The 17,281-nt window shown below is 59.7% G+C and carries 18 protein-coding genes; 17 read left to right on the top strand and 1 reads right to left on the bottom strand.

Going from position 1 to position 17,281, the window contains the following annotated elements:
* Positions 1-45: 45 nt before the first annotated feature.
* The 8 genes from nirJ1 (at position 46) to AC0CW1_RS06530 (ending at position 7,154) form a co-directional block, all read left to right on the top strand.
* On the top strand, positions 46-1,227 hold the full coding sequence (nirJ1, locus tag AC0CW1_RS06565; protein ID WP_488182281.1) for a putative heme d1 biosynthesis radical SAM protein NirJ1: 1,182 nt from the start codon (positions 46-48) through the stop codon (positions 1,225-1,227).
* Positions 1,228-1,292: 65 nt separating this feature from the next.
* A complete protein-coding gene (gene hemB, locus AC0CW1_RS06560; RefSeq protein WP_488182280.1) occupies positions 1,293-2,282 on the top strand; it encodes a porphobilinogen synthase in 990 nt (329 codons plus the stop codon).
* Between the two features lie 344 nt (positions 2,283-2,626).
* On the top strand, positions 2,627-3,622 hold the full coding sequence (gene nirJ2 / locus AC0CW1_RS06555; protein WP_488182279.1) for a putative heme d1 biosynthesis radical SAM protein NirJ2: 996 nt from the start codon (positions 2,627-2,629) through the stop codon (positions 3,620-3,622).
* A gap of 3 nt (positions 3,623-3,625) precedes the next feature.
* On the top strand, positions 3,626-4,111 hold the full coding sequence (gene ahbA, locus AC0CW1_RS06550; RefSeq protein WP_488182278.1) for a siroheme decarboxylase subunit alpha: 486 nt from the start codon (positions 3,626-3,628) through the stop codon (positions 4,109-4,111).
* 22 nt (positions 4,112-4,133) lie between these two features.
* Positions 4,134-4,610, top strand: coding sequence for a siroheme decarboxylase subunit beta (gene ahbB / locus AC0CW1_RS06545; protein WP_488182277.1), 477 nt, complete (start codon positions 4,134-4,136; stop codon positions 4,608-4,610).
* 154 nt (positions 4,611-4,764) lie between these two features.
* A complete protein-coding gene (gene hemL, locus AC0CW1_RS06540) occupies positions 4,765-6,075 on the top strand; it encodes a glutamate-1-semialdehyde 2,1-aminomutase (RefSeq protein ID WP_488182276.1) in 1,311 nt (436 codons plus the stop codon).
* A 3-nt stretch (positions 6,076-6,078) separates the two neighbouring features.
* On the top strand, positions 6,079-6,216 hold the full coding sequence (locus AC0CW1_RS06535; protein ID WP_488182275.1) for a hypothetical protein: 138 nt from the start codon (positions 6,079-6,081) through the stop codon (positions 6,214-6,216).
* Positions 6,217-6,305: 89 nt separating this feature from the next.
* Complete coding sequence (locus AC0CW1_RS06530; RefSeq protein ID WP_488182274.1) at positions 6,306-7,154, top strand: EamA family transporter; 849 nt, start codon at positions 6,306-6,308, stop codon at positions 7,152-7,154.
* Positions 7,155-7,303: 149 nt separating this feature from the next.
* On the opposite strand, the gene AC0CW1_RS06525 is transcribed toward AC0CW1_RS06530, so the two are convergent.
* Positions 7,304-7,951: a DedA family protein gene (locus tag AC0CW1_RS06525; protein WP_488182273.1), complete on the bottom strand. Its 648-nt coding sequence runs from the start codon at positions 7,949-7,951 to the stop codon at positions 7,304-7,306.
* A gap of 215 nt (positions 7,952-8,166) precedes the next feature.
* On the opposite strand from AC0CW1_RS06525, the gene AC0CW1_RS06520 reads away from it, so the two are divergent.
* From AC0CW1_RS06520 to plsY, 9 genes are all read left to right on the top strand, one after another.
* Positions 8,167-8,355 (top strand): hypothetical protein, encoded by a 189-nt coding sequence (locus AC0CW1_RS06520; protein ID WP_488182272.1) that lies wholly within the window; start codon positions 8,167-8,169, stop codon positions 8,353-8,355.
* 189 nt (positions 8,356-8,544) lie between these two features.
* Positions 8,545-10,245, top strand: coding sequence for a biosynthetic-type acetolactate synthase large subunit (gene ilvB, locus AC0CW1_RS06515; protein WP_488182271.1), 1,701 nt, complete (start codon positions 8,545-8,547; stop codon positions 10,243-10,245).
* A 1-nt stretch (position 10,246) separates the two neighbouring features.
* Positions 10,247-10,744, top strand: coding sequence for an acetolactate synthase small subunit (ilvN, locus tag AC0CW1_RS06510; RefSeq protein ID WP_488182270.1), 498 nt, complete (start codon positions 10,247-10,249; stop codon positions 10,742-10,744).
* Positions 10,745-10,831: 87 nt separating this feature from the next.
* The gene (gene fni / locus AC0CW1_RS06505) at positions 10,832-11,983 is read left to right on the top strand and encodes a type 2 isopentenyl-diphosphate Delta-isomerase (protein ID WP_488182269.1); all 1,152 of its coding nucleotides are present in this window, start codon (positions 10,832-10,834) and stop codon (positions 11,981-11,983) included.
* A 180-nt stretch (positions 11,984-12,163) separates the two neighbouring features.
* Positions 12,164-12,904: a hypothetical protein gene (locus AC0CW1_RS06500; protein WP_488182268.1), complete on the top strand. Its 741-nt coding sequence runs from the start codon at positions 12,164-12,166 to the stop codon at positions 12,902-12,904.
* Positions 12,888-13,823, top strand: coding sequence for a hypothetical protein (locus tag AC0CW1_RS06495; RefSeq protein WP_488182267.1), 936 nt, complete (start codon positions 12,888-12,890; stop codon positions 13,821-13,823). The genes AC0CW1_RS06500 and AC0CW1_RS06495 overlap by 17 nt, the downstream gene beginning before the upstream one ends.
* On the top strand, positions 13,820-15,280 hold the full coding sequence (locus AC0CW1_RS06490) for a DUF512 domain-containing protein (protein WP_488182266.1): 1,461 nt from the start codon (positions 13,820-13,822) through the stop codon (positions 15,278-15,280). The genes AC0CW1_RS06495 and AC0CW1_RS06490 overlap by 4 nt, the downstream gene beginning before the upstream one ends.
* Before the next feature lie 6 nt (positions 15,281-15,286).
* Positions 15,287-16,615 carry a ribosome biogenesis GTPase Der gene (gene der / locus AC0CW1_RS06485; RefSeq protein ID WP_488182265.1) on the top strand — a complete coding sequence of 443 codons (1,329 nt, stop codon included), beginning with the start codon at positions 15,287-15,289 and terminating at the stop codon, positions 16,613-16,615.
* 27 nt (positions 16,616-16,642) lie between these two features.
* On the top strand, positions 16,643-17,251 hold the full coding sequence (plsY, locus tag AC0CW1_RS06480) for a glycerol-3-phosphate 1-O-acyltransferase PlsY (RefSeq protein WP_488184100.1): 609 nt from the start codon (positions 16,643-16,645) through the stop codon (positions 17,249-17,251).
* Positions 17,252-17,281 lie beyond the last annotated feature (30 nt).

The raw sequence follows: 17,281 nt of genomic DNA, 5'->3' as shown, positions 1-17,281 counted from the left end.
ATTTAGTTTTTCATTTGATTGAAAAACGGGAGAGGAAGGAACACCATGATCGGAGTAAGTAAACTGCTCTGCGGCGTAGAAAACTTTGGCGACAGCCTTCGTTATGCCCATGGCTCCAAAGGGCAACGCGATGGCGCCGTAGCCGGTTACGGGCCGGTGGTGGCCTGGAACGTGTCCCGGACCTGCAACCTCCACTGCATCCACTGCTATTCCGACTCGGATGAGATCGAATATCCCGGCGAGCTGACCACCAAAGAGGCGCTCAAGTTCATCGACGACCTGGCTGATTTCAATGTACCCGTCCTGCTGCTCTCCGGCGGGGAGCCGCTCATGCGTCCCGACATCTTCGACCTGGTCGCCCATGCCACGAAGCGCAACATCCGCGTCACCTTCTCCACCAACGGCACCCTGATCACGCCCGACGTGGCGAAGGAGATCAAGAAGTACGGCGTTGGTTATGTGGGCATCAGCCTCGACGGCATCGGCGAGAACAACGACAAGTTCCGCGGCAAGAAAGGCGCCTTCGAAGACGCCCTGGCCGGCATCCGCAACTGCCTGGCTATCGATCAGCGCGTCGGCCTTCGCTTCACCATCAACCGCCACAACGTCAACGACATCGAAAATATCTTCAACCTCATCGAAGAGGAGAAGATCCCCCGCGTCTGCTTCTATCACTTGGTCTACTCGGGCCGCGGCAGCAACATGACGGAAGAAGACGTGAACCACGCTGAATCGCGCGCTTTCATGGACCTGCTCATGGAAAAAGCCGTCGACTTCTTCAACCGTGGTTTCAACTGCGAACTGCTCACCGTCGACAACCATGCTGACATCGTCTATCTCTACCTGAAGACCAAAGAGAAGAATCCCGAACTGGCCGAGAAGATCTGGAAGCTGATGCAGCTCAATGGCGGCAACCGCTCCGGCATTGCCTTCGCTAACGTTGATTCCCAGGGCTTTGTCCACCCTGACCAGTTCACCCAGAACCACACCTTCGGCAATGTGAAAGAACGGCCCTTTAAAGAGATCTGGACGGACACCTCCAGCAACCCCATCCTGGCCGGTCTGAAGGACCGCAAGCCCCTGCTCAAGGGCCGCTGCGCCAAATGCAAGTGGCTGAACGTCTGCAACGGCAACTTCCGTCCTCGCGCCGAAGCCGTCACAGGCGACTTCTGGGAGTCCGATCCGGCTTGCTACTTGACGGACAAGGAAATCGGCATCGCCGAGTAACCGGCAGCATGGACGCGATGCTTGTGTGACCTTTACGTGATGTTTTTTGGGAGGGAATCAACGGGATGAAACACATCCTTTCCGGCTACCCCATTCAGCGGCCCCGGCGCCTGCGGGAGAACGCGGTTCTGCGCGATATGGTGCGGGAATTTCACCTTCGTCCGGAAGACCTGATCTACCCGCTCTTCGCCGTTCCGGGGAAAGACGTCGTCAATCCCGTCAGCTCGATGCCGGGCGTATGCCAGCTCTCTGTCGACAACATCGTTAAAGAGGCTGTCGACGCCTACAAAGCCGGCGTCCGGTCGGTGGAACTGTTTGGCATCCCGCCTGAAAAGGATGAGGTGGCCTCTGGCGCCTATGATCCCAACGGCATCGTCCAGGAAGCGGTCAAGGCGGTCAAGGACGCCTGTCCCGAGTTGTACGTCATCACCGATGTCTGCCTCTGCCAGTACACGACCCAAGGCCACTGCGGCATCGTCGACGGCTGCCGCATCCTCAACGACCCGTCCCTCGACTACCTGGCCAGAACGGCTGTCTCTCATGCCGAAGCGGGTGCGGACATGGTCGCCCCTTCTGATATGATGGACGGACGGGTGGGCGCTATCCGCGACGGTCTCGACGAGGCCGGCTTTGAGGGCGTGCCGATCATGTCCTACTCAGCCAAGTACGCCTCCGCCTTCTATGGTCCCTTCCGGGAGGCGGCTGAGTCATCACCCAAGTGGGGCGACCGACGCTCCTATCAGATGGACCCCGGAAACAGCACCGAGGCGCTTCGTGAGACGGCGCTGGATATCCAAGAGGGCTGCGACATCATCATGGTTAAGCCTGGTTTAGCCTACCTGGATATCGTCCGCCGTTTGAAGGAGACCTTCGACCTGCCGGTGGCCATTTACAACGTCTCTGGCGAGTACTCCATGGTCAAGGCGGCTGCGGCCCAGGGCTGGATCGATGAGAAGCGGATCACCCTGGAGATCCTGCTCAGCATGAAGCGGGCTGGAGCGGACCTGATCATCAGTTATCATGCGAAGGATGCGATTCGGTGGATGACTGAGTAATCTGCCGTTTCCTAAGCATAACCTATTGACCTTTGTGTAAAAGCGAGGGGTGTATTGGCTCCGTTCGCTAAGAGCTGCGCGGCGGCTCGCTCGACGTCAAAGCGGGCGCGCCAAACGACTAGGGATGTTCTGCATGTCATGGCGCGCCTTTTCGCTCTGACGTCTCGCTCGCTCTTCGCCGCTCCGCTCAAACCGCTCACTACGCCAATACACCCCAGGCTTTCGTTTACTGAGACATTTGCTCATCATTATTACGGCATTGCTTTATCCGTGTTACGGTTAAACGTTTTACATTAGACAGAAAAACGTTCTGAATTATCCACCGAAAAAGGAGGGGCTCTTCCTTGATTATTTCCTGGAATACAACGAACCAGTGTAATATGTTCTGTGACCACTGCTACCGTGATGCGGGCGCAAAGGCGGATCAGGAGTTGAATACGCAAGAGGGCAAGCAACTGCTTGATGAGATCGCCAAAGCCGGCTTTAAGATCATGATCTTCTCCGGCGGGGAGCCGCTCATGCGGCCCGATATCGTCGAGCTGGTCGCTTATGCCACCTCGAAGGGCTTGCGCTCTGTCTTTGGCACCAACGGCACGCTGATCACCCGTGAATTAGCCCGTGATCTGAAAAAGGCCGGCGCCATGGGCATGGGGATCTCCCTCGACTCGTTGGACAAGAAGAAGCATGACGATTTCCGCCGCTACCCCGGCGCTTGGGATGAAGCGGTTCGCGGGATGGAGAACTGCCGTGAGGAAGGGCTGGGCTTCCAGATCCACACGACCGTTATGGACTGGAACCGTCATGAAGTCCATGCGCTCACCGATTTCGCTGTCGAGATCGGCGCTGTCGGCCACCACACCTTCTTCCTGGTGCCCACCGGCCGGGCCGTCAGCATCGAGGAAGAGTCGCTGAAGGCGGAGCAGTATGAAGAGATCCTGACGGAGATCATGGAGAAACAGAAGACGGTCGACATCGAACTGAAGCCGACCTGCGCGCCCCAGTTCATGCGCATCGCCAAGGAAATGGGCATGGATATGCGCTATGCCCGTGGCTGCCTGGCTGGCACCCACTATTGCATCATTTCACCTGTCGGCATCGTTCAACCCTGCGCCTACCTGAACATCTCCGCCGGCAATGTCCGTGAGACGCCCTTCTCGGAGATCTGGAAAACAGCCCCCATCTTCGAAGAACTGCGTACGCTGAAGTATGAAGGCGGTTGTGGCTCCTGCAAATACCGCTATTCCTGCGGTGGCTGCCGGGCTCGCGCCTACTACTACCACAACCAGAACTTTATGGCCGAAGAACCCTGGTGCCTCTACCACGGACGGAAGGGGTACTAAGCCATGAACCTTGATGACCTGGATCGGCGCTTACTCACCATCATCCAGTCATCCTTTCCCATCGTCGCCGAACCGTACAAGCAACTGGCCGAAACGCTGGGAACGACCGAATCTGATGTGATCGAGCGGGTGCAGCGGTTCAAGGACGATGGGCTTGTGCGGCGCATCGGCGGGATCTTCGATTCCCGCGCTCTCGGCTACAAGTCGACCCTCTGCGCCATGAAAGCGCCTGCCGATAAACTGGACCTGGCCATTGAGGTCGTCAACAGCTACCCCGGCGTCACCCACAACTACCTGCGGGAGCACGAGTTCAACGTATGGTTTACGTTGATCACGCCTTCGCCGGAGTACATGGACAAGGTGCTTGACGAGATCCGAGAAAAGACGGGCTGTGAGGTTCACAACCTGCCGGCGGTGCGCTTTTTCAAGATCAAAGTCGATTTCAAACTGGACAAGCAAAGCCCGACCGCTGCCGCAGCGGCGGAATGACGCACGGGAGGGACCTCAGGCAATGCTGACGGAAACCGATAAGAAGCTGATTCGCCTCCTGCAAGAGGACCTGCCTGTTGTGTCGCGGCCTTTTGCGGCCCTCGCCGAACAGGTGGGGCTGACCGAAGAGGACGTGATCGCCCGCGCGCGCCGCTACCAGGAGGAAGGGCTGATGCGCCGCTTTGGCGTCGCCCTACGCCACCGGGAAGTGGGCTTTACCGCCAACGGCATGGGCTGTTGGGATGTGCCGGAGGAGCGGGCTGAAGAGGTAGGCCGGATCATGGCCACCTTCCCCGAGGCATCTCACTGCTACCAGCGCCCCCGCTTCGACGGCTGGCCCTACAGCCACTTCACCATGATCCACGGCGAGAGCCGTGACGATTGTGAAGCGGTGGCCCGCCGCATCTCTGCCGCGACGGGGATCACCAACTATCGCTTGCTCTTCTCCACAGAGGAATTGAAGAAGACGAGCATGCGCTACTTTACCGAAGAGGAATAGGGAAAAGAAAACTATATCGATGTCATATTCAGCACCCGCGAGGCGGGGCCCTTGCCGGCCCCGCGTGGGTGCTGCTTTCGTAAAAGGTTTTTTCAGATCTCTTGGCGAAAAGAAGCATTCTAATATAAACGCACTGGAAAGGCGGGCGACTTTTTTGAGCCGGATTTACGATCGTTCGGAACAACTCTTTGCCGAAGCGAAAACCCTGATCCCTGGCGGGGTGAACAGCCCCGTGCGGGCCTTCAAATCGGTCGGGCGCAACCCGGTCTTCATTGAGCGGGCTGAAGGGGCCTACCTCTATGACGTGGACGGCAACAAGTATGTCGATTATGTCGGTTCCTGGGGCCCCATGATCGTGGGCCATGTCCATCCCGAGGTGTCGGAGGCGCTGAAAGCGGCCATCGACCGGGGCACCTCCTACGGCGCGCCGACGGAGCTGGAAAGCCGCCTGGCCAAGCTGGTCCTGGAAGCCTTCCCGGCCATGGACATGGTGCGCATGGTCAACTCGGGCACTGAGGCCACCATGAGCGCCCTGCGCCTCGCCCGGGGCTACACGGGCCGCAGCAAGATCGTTAAGTTCGAAGGCTGCTACCACGGCCACGCCGACAGCCTGCTGATCAAGGCCGGTTCGGGGGCGCTGACCCTTGGCGTGCCCACCAGCCCCGGCGTGCCTGCCAACATCGCCAACAACACCATCACCGCCCCCTACAACGATCTGGAGACACTGAAGGCGATCTTCCAAGAGGCCGGCGATGACATCGCCGCCATCATCATCGAAGGCGTTCCCGGCAACATGGGTGTTGTGCCGCCTGCACCAGGCTACCTGCAAGGCGTCCGCGAACTGACCCGCCAGTATGGCGCGCTGATGATCGTCGATGAGGTCATGAGCGGCTTCCGCGTCGACTTCGGCGGCGCCCAGACCCTCTACGGTGTTGAACCGGACCTCACCTGCCTGGGCAAGATCATCGGCGGTGGCCTGCCTGTCGGCGCTTACGGCGGCAAGGCCGAGATCATGGAAAAAGTCTCGCCGGCTGGTCCCATTTACCAGGCGGGCACCCTCTCGGGCAACCCCTTGGCCATGACCGCTGGCATCATCACCTTAGAGCTCCTTAAACGGCCTGGAACCTATGCTGCGCTCGACGAGAAGGCGGCTTACCTCGCTGACGGCCTGGCCAAGGCTGCTGAAAAAGCCGGCGTCCCTGTCTGGACGAACCGCGTCGGGTCCATGCTGACGGGATTCTTCACTAACAAGCCTGTTGTCGACTTCGCTTCCGCCTGCACCTCCGATACGGTCGCTTTCGGCACTTACTTCCGGGCTATGCTGGACCGCGGCGTCTACCTGGCATGCTCACAGTTCGAAGCCGCCTTCCTCTCCTTGGCCATGACGAAAGAGGACCTCGACTTCACCATCGCCGCCGCCGAAGAGGCTTTCCAGGTTGTCGCCGCCGAGAGGGCGAAGGCCTAACCAGTGAAAGGGTCCTTTGCGCACCTGCTCACGATTCTCATCGCCCTTGCCTTCGCCCTGGTGGGCTATTTCGCCTTGACGAAGGATCAGAACCTTCCGCCGGCAAAAAGCGCATGGAATCCGGATAGGGAAAAAGAATAAGCACAGCAGCCGGGCGCCTCGATCTTGCCAGTCAGGCAGGACAGGCGCCTCTTTGCGCCACAATTGCTCAAACGAGGTGACAGGAGTTCATGTGGCTTTTCCTGGCCGTGTTCAGCGCCGTCGTTTTCGGGCTTGCCGGTTTTGGGATGAAGGTGGGGCAGATGCGCGGCGTGCCCTCTTCGATGGTGTTGATCGGATTGTACCTTACGGGGACCCTCGGTTTTTTCTTTACCTGGCTGGCTGGGGGAGCATCCGTCGGGATCTCCCTTCTGGTGGCCGGTCTCCTGATCGGCCTCGGCTCTGCCGGCGGCAACTTCGCCTTCATGCGCGCCCTTGAGACCGGTCCGGCCAGTCTGGCGTCGCCGATCGTCAACATGAACGTGGTTCTCGTCATCCTACTCTCAGTCTTGGTCTATGGAGAGACAGTCGGTCCTTTCAAAGCGGCTGGCGTTTTCCTCATCGTGTCCGCAATCGCCTTGATCGCCCTGCGGCCCGGCGGCGCCGGGGGAGAGCGCGGCTCCCTTTACTGGCTGGCTCTGGTCCTGTTGAGCACGCTCCTCTTTGCCGTTCGAAACGGCGGGCTCAAGGTGACCCAGGAGATGGCCATGGACAACAGCGCCGTGCTCTTTTTCAGCTATCTCTTCCCGCTCCTCTACTTCCTCATCGCGCATCGGGCCGAGTTTGCGAACATCCCTCCGGGGAGGCTCTTGCCCACACTTGGCTGGGGGTTGGCCAGTGGCGTCGGTTCCTTCGGCGGGCTGCAACTCTACGCCTATGCCCTCTCGCTGGGGCCGGCTTCGGTGATCTCGCCGGTTTTCTCCCTTTATGGCCTGGTGATTGTGCTCCTCTCCGTCGGGGTCTACAAAGAGCGTTTGACGGCCTTGCAGTCGCTGGCGGTGGCGCTCACCTTCGCCGGCCTCGTCCTGGTCCGGTTTTGAAGATGAGTGCACCTGCAAAACTCGAACGAAAAAAGTATCTGGTGTACTCCCAAGATGGAGTAAAAAACTGCGTCGAGCGATTCTCGACGCAGTTTCGAATTTCCGATGCAGTTATAGTTTCCCGATACAGTTTCGGTTTCCCAATGCGGTTATGGTTTCGGAGGTTCCTCGGCGTTGGCTTCCTTTTCCCTGAGCTTCGGCCGCTTCACCAGACGGTAAAAGAGGTAGAAGAAGCCACCCAATAAGGCGACGGCCCAGACAAGCAGGTTTAGATAACGATGGAACTCATGCATGAAGGCTTCGTAGGCCTCTCCGACGAGGACGCCGATAAAGATCAGGGGGACGCACCAGAGGAGGGAGCCGAGCAGGTTCCAGAAGAAGGCTTCCCAGAAGGGCATGCGGACCAGGCCGGTGAAATAGGGGGTCACATGGCGCACACCGAGGACCCAGCGACTGAATAATATCATGGAAAGGCGGTTTTTGCGAAACCACTTCTCCGACTTCTCGATATAGCGTCGTTTCAGTCCCAAGCGGGGACCCCATTCATAGAGGAGCCGGTGACCGTAGCGATTGCCGATGACATGGGCCGCCATGGAGCCGAAGAGACTGCCGGCGATGCAGACAGGAAGGGTGACATAGAGGTTCAGATGACCCTGGGAGATAAGGAAACCGGCAAAGGCTTGTGACAGTTCGCCAGGAAAGGGAAAGCCGATAAATTCGAGAAAAAGTCCGATGAATAAACCCAGATCGCCGTAAGTCGTGACGACCCATTGGGCCGTCTCTTTCAATGCGCCCATCACGTTGCCCCCTGAGGAACCTGTTCTGCCAGCTATATTGTAACAAAGAGGGGAAGGGACCACAATCGCCCCCATGGCGGCGGTTAACGGAAATTTAACGGGATCCTCTTGAAAGGATTTCGGCTCCTGTATAGAATATAAGGAAACAACCGTTGACGGATTGATCAAGAAAGATTCAACCGTGACTGATTAATCAAATAATAACCTGCGAAAGGATGGGCGAAGAAAAGCTTCGTCCAACCTTCGCACACAATTCGATAAGCGATGGTAAATCCGATGCGGAGAAAGAGTACCGCGATCCACCGCAGTCACCAGAGAGCCGTCCCTGGCTGAAAGACGGCACTGCGGCCTCCGGCGGGAAAATCCTCTCCAAGGAGCAGGCTGAAAGGGCGATGCCCGATTAAGCCCAGCCGGCTGGTCGCCGTTACTGGACCGGGGCAAGCCTGTCTTGCCTCACGAAGGGCTTTCCTGTTTTTCGGGATGGCCGAACAAGGGTGGTACCGCGAAAGATCCCTCGCCTCTTGCTTTGCTCAAGAGGCGGGGGTTTTCTATTTTCTACACAAAAGGAATAATTGAAAGATGAGGTGTCAGGGATGAAGATGACCGGAGCGCAAGCCATCGTCACCAGTCTTGAGAAGGAAGGGGTGGAATTGATTTTCGGGTATCCGGGCGGGCAAGTGCTGCCGCTCTATGATGCCCTCTATGACTGTAAACTCCGGCATGTTCTGACCCGGCACGAACAGGGCGCCGCCCATGCCGCTGACGGTTACGCCCGGGCCACAGGCAAGGTGGGCGTCTGCTTTGCCACATCAGGTCCTGGGGCGACGAATCTGATCACCGGCATCGCCACCGCCTATATGGATTCTGTGCCGATGGTCTGTATCACCGGGCAGGTGCCCCTTTCCGTCATCGGCAAGGACTCCTTCCAGGAGGCTGACATTACGGGGATCACTGCCCCGATCACCAAGCACAATTACTTGGTCAAGAACGCCCAGGACCTGCCCCGGGTGATCAAGGAAGCCTTCTACATCGCCCGGACGGGGCGGCCGGGTCCGGTTGTCATCGATGTGCCCAAGTGCCTGATGACCACCACGATCGATTTTGAATACCCCGAGACGGTTCGCCTGCGCGGTTACAAGCCCCAGGCGGAGGGCAATCCCGCCGAGGTCGACGCCGTCGTCAAGGCCCTCGGTGAGGCGAAAAAGCCGCTCTTTTTCATCGGCGGCGGCGTCATCAACGCGGAATCCGCCCCGCTCTTTCGCCGGCTTGTGGAAACCCACCGGATCCCTGTCATCAGCACCCTCATGGGCTTAGGGGCCATCCCTACGAACGATCCCTTGTTCCTGGGCATGGTAGGGATGCATGGCACGGTGGCGGCCAACCGGGCTGTCATGGAATGCGACCTGCTCATCGGTGTGGGCGTCCGCTTTGATGACCGCGTGACCGGTCTGTTGGCGCGGTTCGCCGCCAATGCCAAGGTGGTCCACTTCGATATCGACCGGGCGGAAGTGAACAAAAACGTCGTCGCCGACCTGGCTGTCGTCGGCGATCTGCGCTGGAGCCTGGCCGCCCTGGAAAGTGCCCTAGCCGATTCCACTGGCGAAGGCACGGCAACCCGTTGGGACGAATGGCGCCAGCAGGTCACCGGTTGGAGCGAAGCGGCGCCGTTGAGCTACCAGTTGAGCGATGAGGTGATCAAACCGCAGTCTGTGATCGAGGAGATCGATCGCCAGACAAAGAGCGAGGCGATCGTCGTCACCGACGTGGGCCAGCACCAGATGTGGACGGCTCAGTACTACCGCTTCCGGCGACCGCGCAACTTTATCACCTCGGGCGGACTGGGCACGATGGGCTTCGGCCTGCCGGCGGCTATCGGCGCTCAGATGGGGCAACCGAAGGAACCGGTGGTGCTGATCAGCGGCGACGGCTCTTTCCTGATGAACTGCCAGGAACTGGCTACCGCCGTGGAGCACCAATTGCCGCTCAAGGTGGCCATCCTGAACAACAACGTCCTGGGCATGGTGCGCCAGTGGCAAAAGCTCTTCTTCAACCAGCGCTACTCCTATACCCGCTTCGCCAACGGCGGCACCGACTATGTCCGCCTGGCCGAGGCATTTGGGGCCACCGGCCTGCGGGCCGAGACGCCGGAAGAGATGCCCCAGGTGATCGCCAAAGCGCTGGCGACAGAAGGCCCTGTCGTCATGGACATCCGCGTCTGCTGTGACGAGAACGTGCTGCCCATGGTCCCGGCCGGCGCGCCTTTGGACCAGATGATCAACGGGGAGGTAAAGTGATATGCGCCATACGATCGCTGTGCTGGTCGAAAACCGCCCTGGCGTGCTGGTGCACATCGCCGGCCTCATCGCCCGGCGGGCCTTCAACATTGAGAGCATCACCGCCGGCTACACGGAGGAAGCCGACATCACCCGGATCACCATCGTGGTGGAAGGCGACAACCGCAACCTGGAACAGGTGGTCAATCAGCTTTCCAAACTGGTCGACGTGATCAAGATCGTGGAACTGACGGCAGAGCCATCGATCGAGCGGGAACTGGCGCTGATCAAGGTCAAGGCCCGACCGGAGACCCGTTCCGACATCGTCGATATCGTCGAGATCTTCCGAGCCAAGATCGTCGATGTGAATCGGGAAACGATGGTTATTGAACTGACCGGTGAAGAGACCAAGATCGACGCCCTCTGCGAGGTCCTGGCCGACCACGGTATCGTCGAGATGGTGCGCACCGGCAAAGTGGCCCTCTCACGCAAGCCTGGCGCCGCCAAGGATTCCGAGTGAGCACCAAGGAGATAGTAACGTCTCGTTGAGTGGAACGTAAAAAAGGCAATTGCGCCCCGGCTTGGGCGATTTCTAGGGGGAAATGACTTGGATATCCGCCAGCAACGCAAACTCGATCACATCCGCCAAGCCCTCGCCCTGGACGACGGTCCCGCTTCGAATGGTTTTCGCCATGTAGAGCTCCTCCATGACGCCCTTCCGGCTGTCGATTTCCGAACCATCGATCTCTCTGTTTTATGGATGGGAAAACGCCTGTCCATGCCCTTGCTGATCAACGCCATCACCGGCGGCACTTCGCTGGTGACGGAGATCAACCGCCGACTAGCCAGGCTGGCGGCCCGGAACGGGCTGGCCGTGGCCGTCGGCTCCCAGGCTGCTGCGCTGCGAGATCCCCGTTTACGCGATTCTTACCGAGTGATGCGCGACGAAAACCCTGATGGGGTGGTCTTCGCCAATGTCAACCCCAACACGCCTGCTGAAAAAGCGTTGGAAGCGGTCCACATGCTGGAAGCGGACGGGTTGCAGGTTCACCTGAATCCCGCCCAGGAGTTGGCCATGGAGGAAGGGGACCGCGACTTTCGCCACTGGAAGGAAAACATCGCCGAGTTGGTCCGCCATTGCCCCGTTCCGCTCATCGTCAAAGAGGTGGGCGCCGGCATCTCTCTGGAGACAGCCCGGCGACTGCTCGACCTAGGCGTCCGCAACATTGATGTGGGCGGCGCCGGCGGCACCAACTTTGTGGCCATCGAACTGCGCCGCCAGGGCCAACAGAGCGCCGCCTTTGAAGCCTGGGGGATACCGACGGCGGCCAGTCTGGCTGAAACAGTCTGGGCCGTCGAGCGCTATCTGCCTCCCGGCGAGAGGGCAACCATCATCGCTAGCGGCGGCATCCGCGACGGCTGGGAGGCGGCCAAGGCCTTCGCCATGGGCGCTTCACTTGTCGGCATCGCCGGCGCGCCCCTCAAAGGCCTGCTCGGCGGCGGTCCAGGCGCTTTCAGCGCCGCCGGGGACGAGACGGGCGACCAGACCGCCCAAGGCTGGTTGGACAGCTTCCGCCACGCTCTCCAACTAAGCTTGGCCCTGACAGGCACTGCTTGCATTGATGATCTGCGCAAGCGCCCTTGCCTGCTGACAGGCGCCCTCCGGGAGCGGCTCGACCTGCGGGGGATCCCGGCAGCTTTCTGGGCACGGCGTCCGGCGAAGCGTAAGATCTGGCATACAGAAGGACTGATCGAATAAGAAGAATCGGATGGATAAGGGAGAATCGATGGAACAGCGAAAACATCAAATGGCTATGATCAAGCTTCGGCATAAGTGCCGGGGCTTTTTTTGATGGGCTATCTGGAACGGTATAACGCGCTTTCGCCTGTGAATCTTTCCCGCGCCTCCCCGGGCAACCTAGGAGAGGAGGTGAGCGCGTTGCCACGGTACCCGATCGGCGCCATGCTGATTCTGTTGTCCATGATCGCTCTTTTTTTCGGAATGGGCGAGGGGCTTGTCCGAAGGCTGCGTTTTACGGTAAAAACGCTCCTGCTCGCCCTGCTGCTCTGGTGGCTGGCTCTTTTCGTCGACATTCCCATCGGCTGGGATCTGCCCTGGGAGGGAGTCAACCTGGGTGGGGTCCTGCTCCCGCTGATCTACGGCTTTGCCTTGAGTGGCAAGACGACCTTGGAGGCTCGCCGTCTTTGGCTCGCCCTGGCCACGGTCGCCTTGTCGGGACTGATCGGGATGCAGGTGCTGGGCCTGGAATCGGACCACTTCCTCTGGGACGGCCATTGGCTGTTCACCCTGCTGGGCGTTGTGGGGGCTGTCACGGTCGCTGCGGAGACACGGGGAGCGTTGGCGGCGGTGTTGCTCGGCTCGGTGCTGGCTGAAACAGTGGGCCCCTTCGTCAACCAGTACTGGAGCCTGATGCCGGCGGAAAAGGCGGGCATCCTGGGAGGCGGCATCGTCTATGACCGGATTGTTTTCTCGGCCTTCTTCGTCTTCTTTCTCACGTCCCTGTCGGAACGGGTGGGGGAATGGAAACCGGCCAAGCTGCGGGAGGCGGGCGCGGAACGGATGCGCTGGCTGTCCCGGACGCTCCCTCTCTTTCGGCGCGTCGAGAGCCGCAATGAGGAACTGACGCGAGCGAAGCAGAACGATGGACCGCCGGAATAAGGGCTTTGATGTCCCACGTTCGCTCTTCGTAACGCCTTCACTGGTGACGGGATTTCTTTGGCTTTGCCTCTTTGCCGTTCTGGCATGGCTGCTTTTTCAGCGGGTCAGTTGGACGCCCTTGTCCTTTGCTCCGGGAACACCTTGGCGAGCGGTCGTCGCTGACAACGGGGAGACGTTGGGCGCCTGCCGGTGGCCCTGGCAAAAGGGTGAAGGGTTGATCGATCTTCAGGGAAGGCATTGGCGGGTTGTGGGCACGGATCGTGCTGATCGTGTGGCGAGTGCGGAGACCGTAAAGGTTCATGGGGAAGGCATCCTCTCGGGAAACCGTTCCGATCCCGTGGTGCAGCCGACGCTCTGTCCTGTCAGTGTTTCCTCTCCTCCGGACGGGTCAAAGGGTGCCGTCGCGCTGCTCGTCCCTGGCCTGGACGGCGCCCAGGCGGCTGTATGGCAGAAGGTGCTGGAAGGGGAGGGCTACTGCGTTTCCCGGTACGATGGGGCGGACGCCGACTCGGCGCGGGCGATTCGTCAGGCGGCCATGGCGTCCCTTGCGGCCATCGTGCGGATTCGGCAGTCTCCCGAGGGCGGTTGGGAGGAGACAGGGAGCGACCGCTACAGGGCGCAGCTGCTCATCGAAGCCGTCCATCCCCGCCACTGGTCCAACCTCGGCTTTGCCCGCCGCTGGCAGCAGAGCCTGCCGGCGGCGGAGCGTCCCGTGATTATGGTTGTTCGAAGCCGCTTGGGGCAGCATCTCTCGCCCCGAGCGGTCGATGTGTTGCTCCCGGAAGCCGCCCACCCCAGTGAATCGGTTGCCCTGGCGAGGGGATTGGCGGCAGCGCTGGAACCCGATTCCTTGACGAACGGGACCAGGTCCGTCATAATGGTTAGAAGAATCACGGACATAAGGGGGCCTAAGCCGTGAAACCTGCAGGCGGCTCGATTGAGGACCTGGATCCGGCAGGTCTGGCAAGCCGACTCGGTCTGCGGCGAGGGGACCGGATTGTTGCCGTCAACGGTCACGCCATCCACGATGAGCTCGATTACGGCTTTTATATCCGCGATGCCCGCGTCAGTCTGGAAGTCCTCGACAAGGCCACCGGGGAAATCCGGCAGCTTGAGTTCGAGAAGGATGAGGACGACGATCTGGGCATCCGCTTTTCTGAGGCCACCTTCGATGGCCTGCGGCGTTGCCAGAACCGCTGTCTTTTTTGTTTTGTTGACCAGATGCCGCCGGGGATGAGACCCTCCCTCTACGCCAAAGATGACGATTACCGCCATTCCTTCTGGCACGGCAATTTCATCACCTTGACCAATCTGTCCGAGGCGGCCTTTCAGCGGTTGCTCTCGTTGCGGTTGAGTCCTCTCTACATCTCCGTGCAAGCCACCGATCCCGATGTGCGCCAGCGTCTGCTCCGGCACCACCGGGCCGGTGAGATCATGGATCGCCTACGCCGGTTGGCGGAGGCGAGGATTCAACTGCACACGCAGATCGTCTGTTGTCCCGGCCTCAATGACGGCGCAGTGCTGGACAAGTCGCTGGCAGACCTCTGGTCCCTGGGCTACGCGCTGGCCAGTGTGGCTGTCGTGCCTGTCGGTCTGACGCGCCACCGGGAGGGCCTTTACCCCTTGCGGCCCTTTGCGCCAGTCGAGGCGGCGGCTGTCGTCGCTCAAGTGAGCGCCTGGCAGGAACGCGCCCAGGAGGAGCGTGGCGAAACGGTCTTTTTTGCCGCCGATGAGTTTTACCTCTTGGCCGGGCTTCCTTTTCCGTCGGCTGAGGTCTATGAGGATTATGCTCAACTGGAAAACGGCGTGGGACTTTGCCGCCTTTTTTGGGAAGACTGGCAAGAGGCGGCTGAGCGATCGCAGAGAAAGCAGGGCGCCCTAACGAAAAGTCGATCTGCCGGAGAGGGAATTCTGTCGGGTGAAGATAGTCCGCTGGATCGAGATGATTCGCCCGATCGAGATCACTGGCAGGCAGGGCGCACCTTCATCGTCACCGGCCAGTCGGGACAGCGTTTTTTGGACAACCTGCTGACAGATGTGTGCCAGCGATACGGCGCGAAGGTCGAAGAAGCGGGCATCCGGCTGATCGGTGTGCCGAATCGCTGCTTTGGCCCCACCGTCACGGTGGCCGGACTGCTGACGGCGGGCGATGTGATCGATGCCTTACGGGGGTTGGACAAACCGCCGCGAACAGGGGAACGGGTGCTGCTCCCTTCGGTGATGTTCCGGGCGGAGGGTGACATCACCCTTGATGACTATACGGTAGAAGCAATCGCTGAGGCGCTCGGCGGCGTCCACACTGAAGTCGTTGACGCCGAGGGCGGCGCCCTTTTTGCGGCGCTTTTTCCCGGAGAGAAACAGCGGGAAAGAAGGTGAAGATCTATGGCCAAACCGATTGTGGCCATTGTAGGCCGGCCCAATGTGGGAAAATCGACACTCTTCAACCGGTTGACTGGGGGAAGGGTGGCTATTGTGGAAGACCAGCCGGGGGTGACCCGGGACCGGTTGTACCGCGACGCCAACTGGCTGGAGCGGGAATTCACCGTCGTTGACACTGGCGGATTGGATTTTGGTGATCGTGATAATCCCTTTTCGGCGATCATCCATAAGCAGGCTGAAGCGGCCATGGAAGAGGCCGATGTCATCCTGTTCATGGTTGACGGCCGGAGCGGGATCACCTCGGACGATGAGGCCGTCGCCACGATCCTGCGGAAGGCGAAGAAGCCGGTCTTCCTTGTCGTCAACAAGATCGAGGACTTTTCCCAAAGAGAACGTTACTTCGATTTTTATTCCCTCGGCCTGGGCGATCCCATCCCCATCTCCGCCTCCCACGGCATGAACACGGGCGACCTGCTGGACGCCGTCGTGGCCGTCCTGCCGGAGAACAATGGCGACGATGAAGACCCGGACGCGATCAAGATTGCTGTCATCGGGCGGCCCAACGTGGGCAAATCGTCTCTCGTCAACGCCATCCTGGGCCAGGAGCGGGTGATCGTATCCGACATCCCCGGGACGACGCGGGACGCCATCGACACGGCCTTCGACCGTGACGGCAAGCGCTACATCCTCATCGATACGGCCGGCATGCGCCGCAAAGGGAAAATCGATGAGGCCGTCGAGCGCTACAGCGTCATGCGCTCTTTGCGGGCCATTGACCGCAGCGATGTGGTGCTCATGGTCATCGACGCCTCCCAGGGCGTGACCGAGCAGGATAAAAAGATCGCCGGCTACGCCCATGAAGCCGGCAAGGCTTGCGTCCTCGTCTTAAACAAATGGGACCTCGTCCCCAAAGACGACAAGACAATGAACCGTTTCGACAAGGTTGTCCGTTCCGAGATGGGATTTCTCGCGTATGCACCAACGATTTATGTTTCCGCCTTGACGAAACAGCGTCTACCGAAGATACTGGAACTGGTCGACTTTGTAGCCGAGCAGGCGACCCGCCGCATCAGCACGTCGGTCATCAACGAACTCCTGGCCGATATTCAGCGGGTCACGCCGGCGCCGACAGACCGGGGACGACGGTTGAAGATCCTTTTTGTGACCCAAACAGGGGTAAAACCGCCCACCTTTGTCTTTTTCGTCAATGATGAGGATTTGTTCCATTTTTCCTATCGCCGCCACGTGGAAAACCGGTTCCGGGAGACCTTCGGCTTTGAAGGCGTTCCGATGCGGATCATCATCCGCGAGCGCGAGAAGGAAAAGGACTAGAAAGGATCCCGAGCAGCAATGAACACAATGATCAACCCGATAATTAACGCATCATCGCTAGGGCTGATTGTGCTCGCCTTTTTCCTCGGGTCGATTCCTTTTGCCTATCTTGTCGGGAAACTGCGCGGTATCGACATCCGCCAGCACGGCAGCGGCAACGTGGGCGCCACCAACGCCTTCCGGGTGTTAGGCGCTGGCTTTGGCGCTTTGACGCTCCTCCTCGATGCGGGAAAAGGGGCCTTGGCCGCTTGGCTGGGACTGGCGAACGGCGAAACGATGGCCGTCATCGCCGGGTTAGCGGCGATCCTCGGACACACCTTTTCTCCCTTCATGAAGTTCAAGGGGGGCAAGGGCGTCGCCAGCGCTGCCGGCGTCGTGCTATTGCTCGTTCCCGATGTGACGCTCATTTGTCTGCTGGCCTTTGGGCTGGCGGTGTTTCTCACAAAATACGTCTCCGTCGGTTCCCTGACAGCGGCGGCGTTGCTGCCGTTGTTGATGTTTTTCCTCGACAAACCGGTTCCCTATCAGTTATTTGCTCTAGTCACAGCCCTTTTTGTCATCTACAGGCACACCTCCAACATCCGCAGGCTGCTGGCGGGAACAGAAAATCCCATCACGCGCAAGCAACATAAATAAAGATGACGCAAAGATAGACGAGGGGGTAAA

The organism is Heliomicrobium sulfidophilum (genome assembly GCF_057715735.1).
The sequence above is the reverse complement of the archived record's forward strand: the minus strand, read 5'-3'. Positions and strand labels throughout refer to the sequence as shown.

What these genes read in the sequence shown, in the direction of transcription:
- nirJ1 (WP_488182281.1), top strand. Translation starts at nt 46, where the DNA reads ATGATCGGAGTAAGTAAACTGCTCTGCGGCGTAGAAAACTTTGGCGAC.
- hemB (WP_488182280.1), top strand. Translation starts at nt 1,293, where the DNA reads ATGAAACACATCCTTTCCGGCTACCCCATTCAGCGGCCCCGGCGCCTG.
- ahbA (WP_488182278.1), top strand. Translation starts at nt 3,626, where the DNA reads ATGAACCTTGATGACCTGGATCGGCGCTTACTCACCATCATCCAGTCA.
- ahbB (WP_488182277.1), top strand. Translation starts at nt 4,134, where the DNA reads ATGCTGACGGAAACCGATAAGAAGCTGATTCGCCTCCTGCAAGAGGAC.
- AC0CW1_RS06530 (WP_488182274.1), top strand. Translation starts at nt 6,306, where the DNA reads ATGTGGCTTTTCCTGGCCGTGTTCAGCGCCGTCGTTTTCGGGCTTGCC.
- AC0CW1_RS06525 (WP_488182273.1), bottom strand. Translation starts at nt 7,951, where the DNA reads ATGGGCGCATTGAAAGAGACGGCCCAATGGGTCGTCACGACTTACGGC.
- AC0CW1_RS06520 (WP_488182272.1), top strand. Translation starts at nt 8,167, where the DNA reads ATGGGCGAAGAAAAGCTTCGTCCAACCTTCGCACACAATTCGATAAGC.
- ilvB (WP_488182271.1), top strand. Translation starts at nt 8,545, where the DNA reads ATGAAGATGACCGGAGCGCAAGCCATCGTCACCAGTCTTGAGAAGGAA.
- ilvN (WP_488182270.1), top strand. Translation starts at nt 10,247, where the DNA reads ATGCGCCATACGATCGCTGTGCTGGTCGAAAACCGCCCTGGCGTGCTG.
- AC0CW1_RS06495 (WP_488182267.1), top strand. Translation starts at nt 12,888, where the DNA reads ATGGACCGCCGGAATAAGGGCTTTGATGTCCCACGTTCGCTCTTCGTA.
- der (WP_488182265.1), top strand. Translation starts at nt 15,287, where the DNA reads ATGGCCAAACCGATTGTGGCCATTGTAGGCCGGCCCAATGTGGGAAAA.
- plsY (WP_488184100.1), top strand. Translation starts at nt 16,643, where the DNA reads ATGATCAACCCGATAATTAACGCATCATCGCTAGGGCTGATTGTGCTC.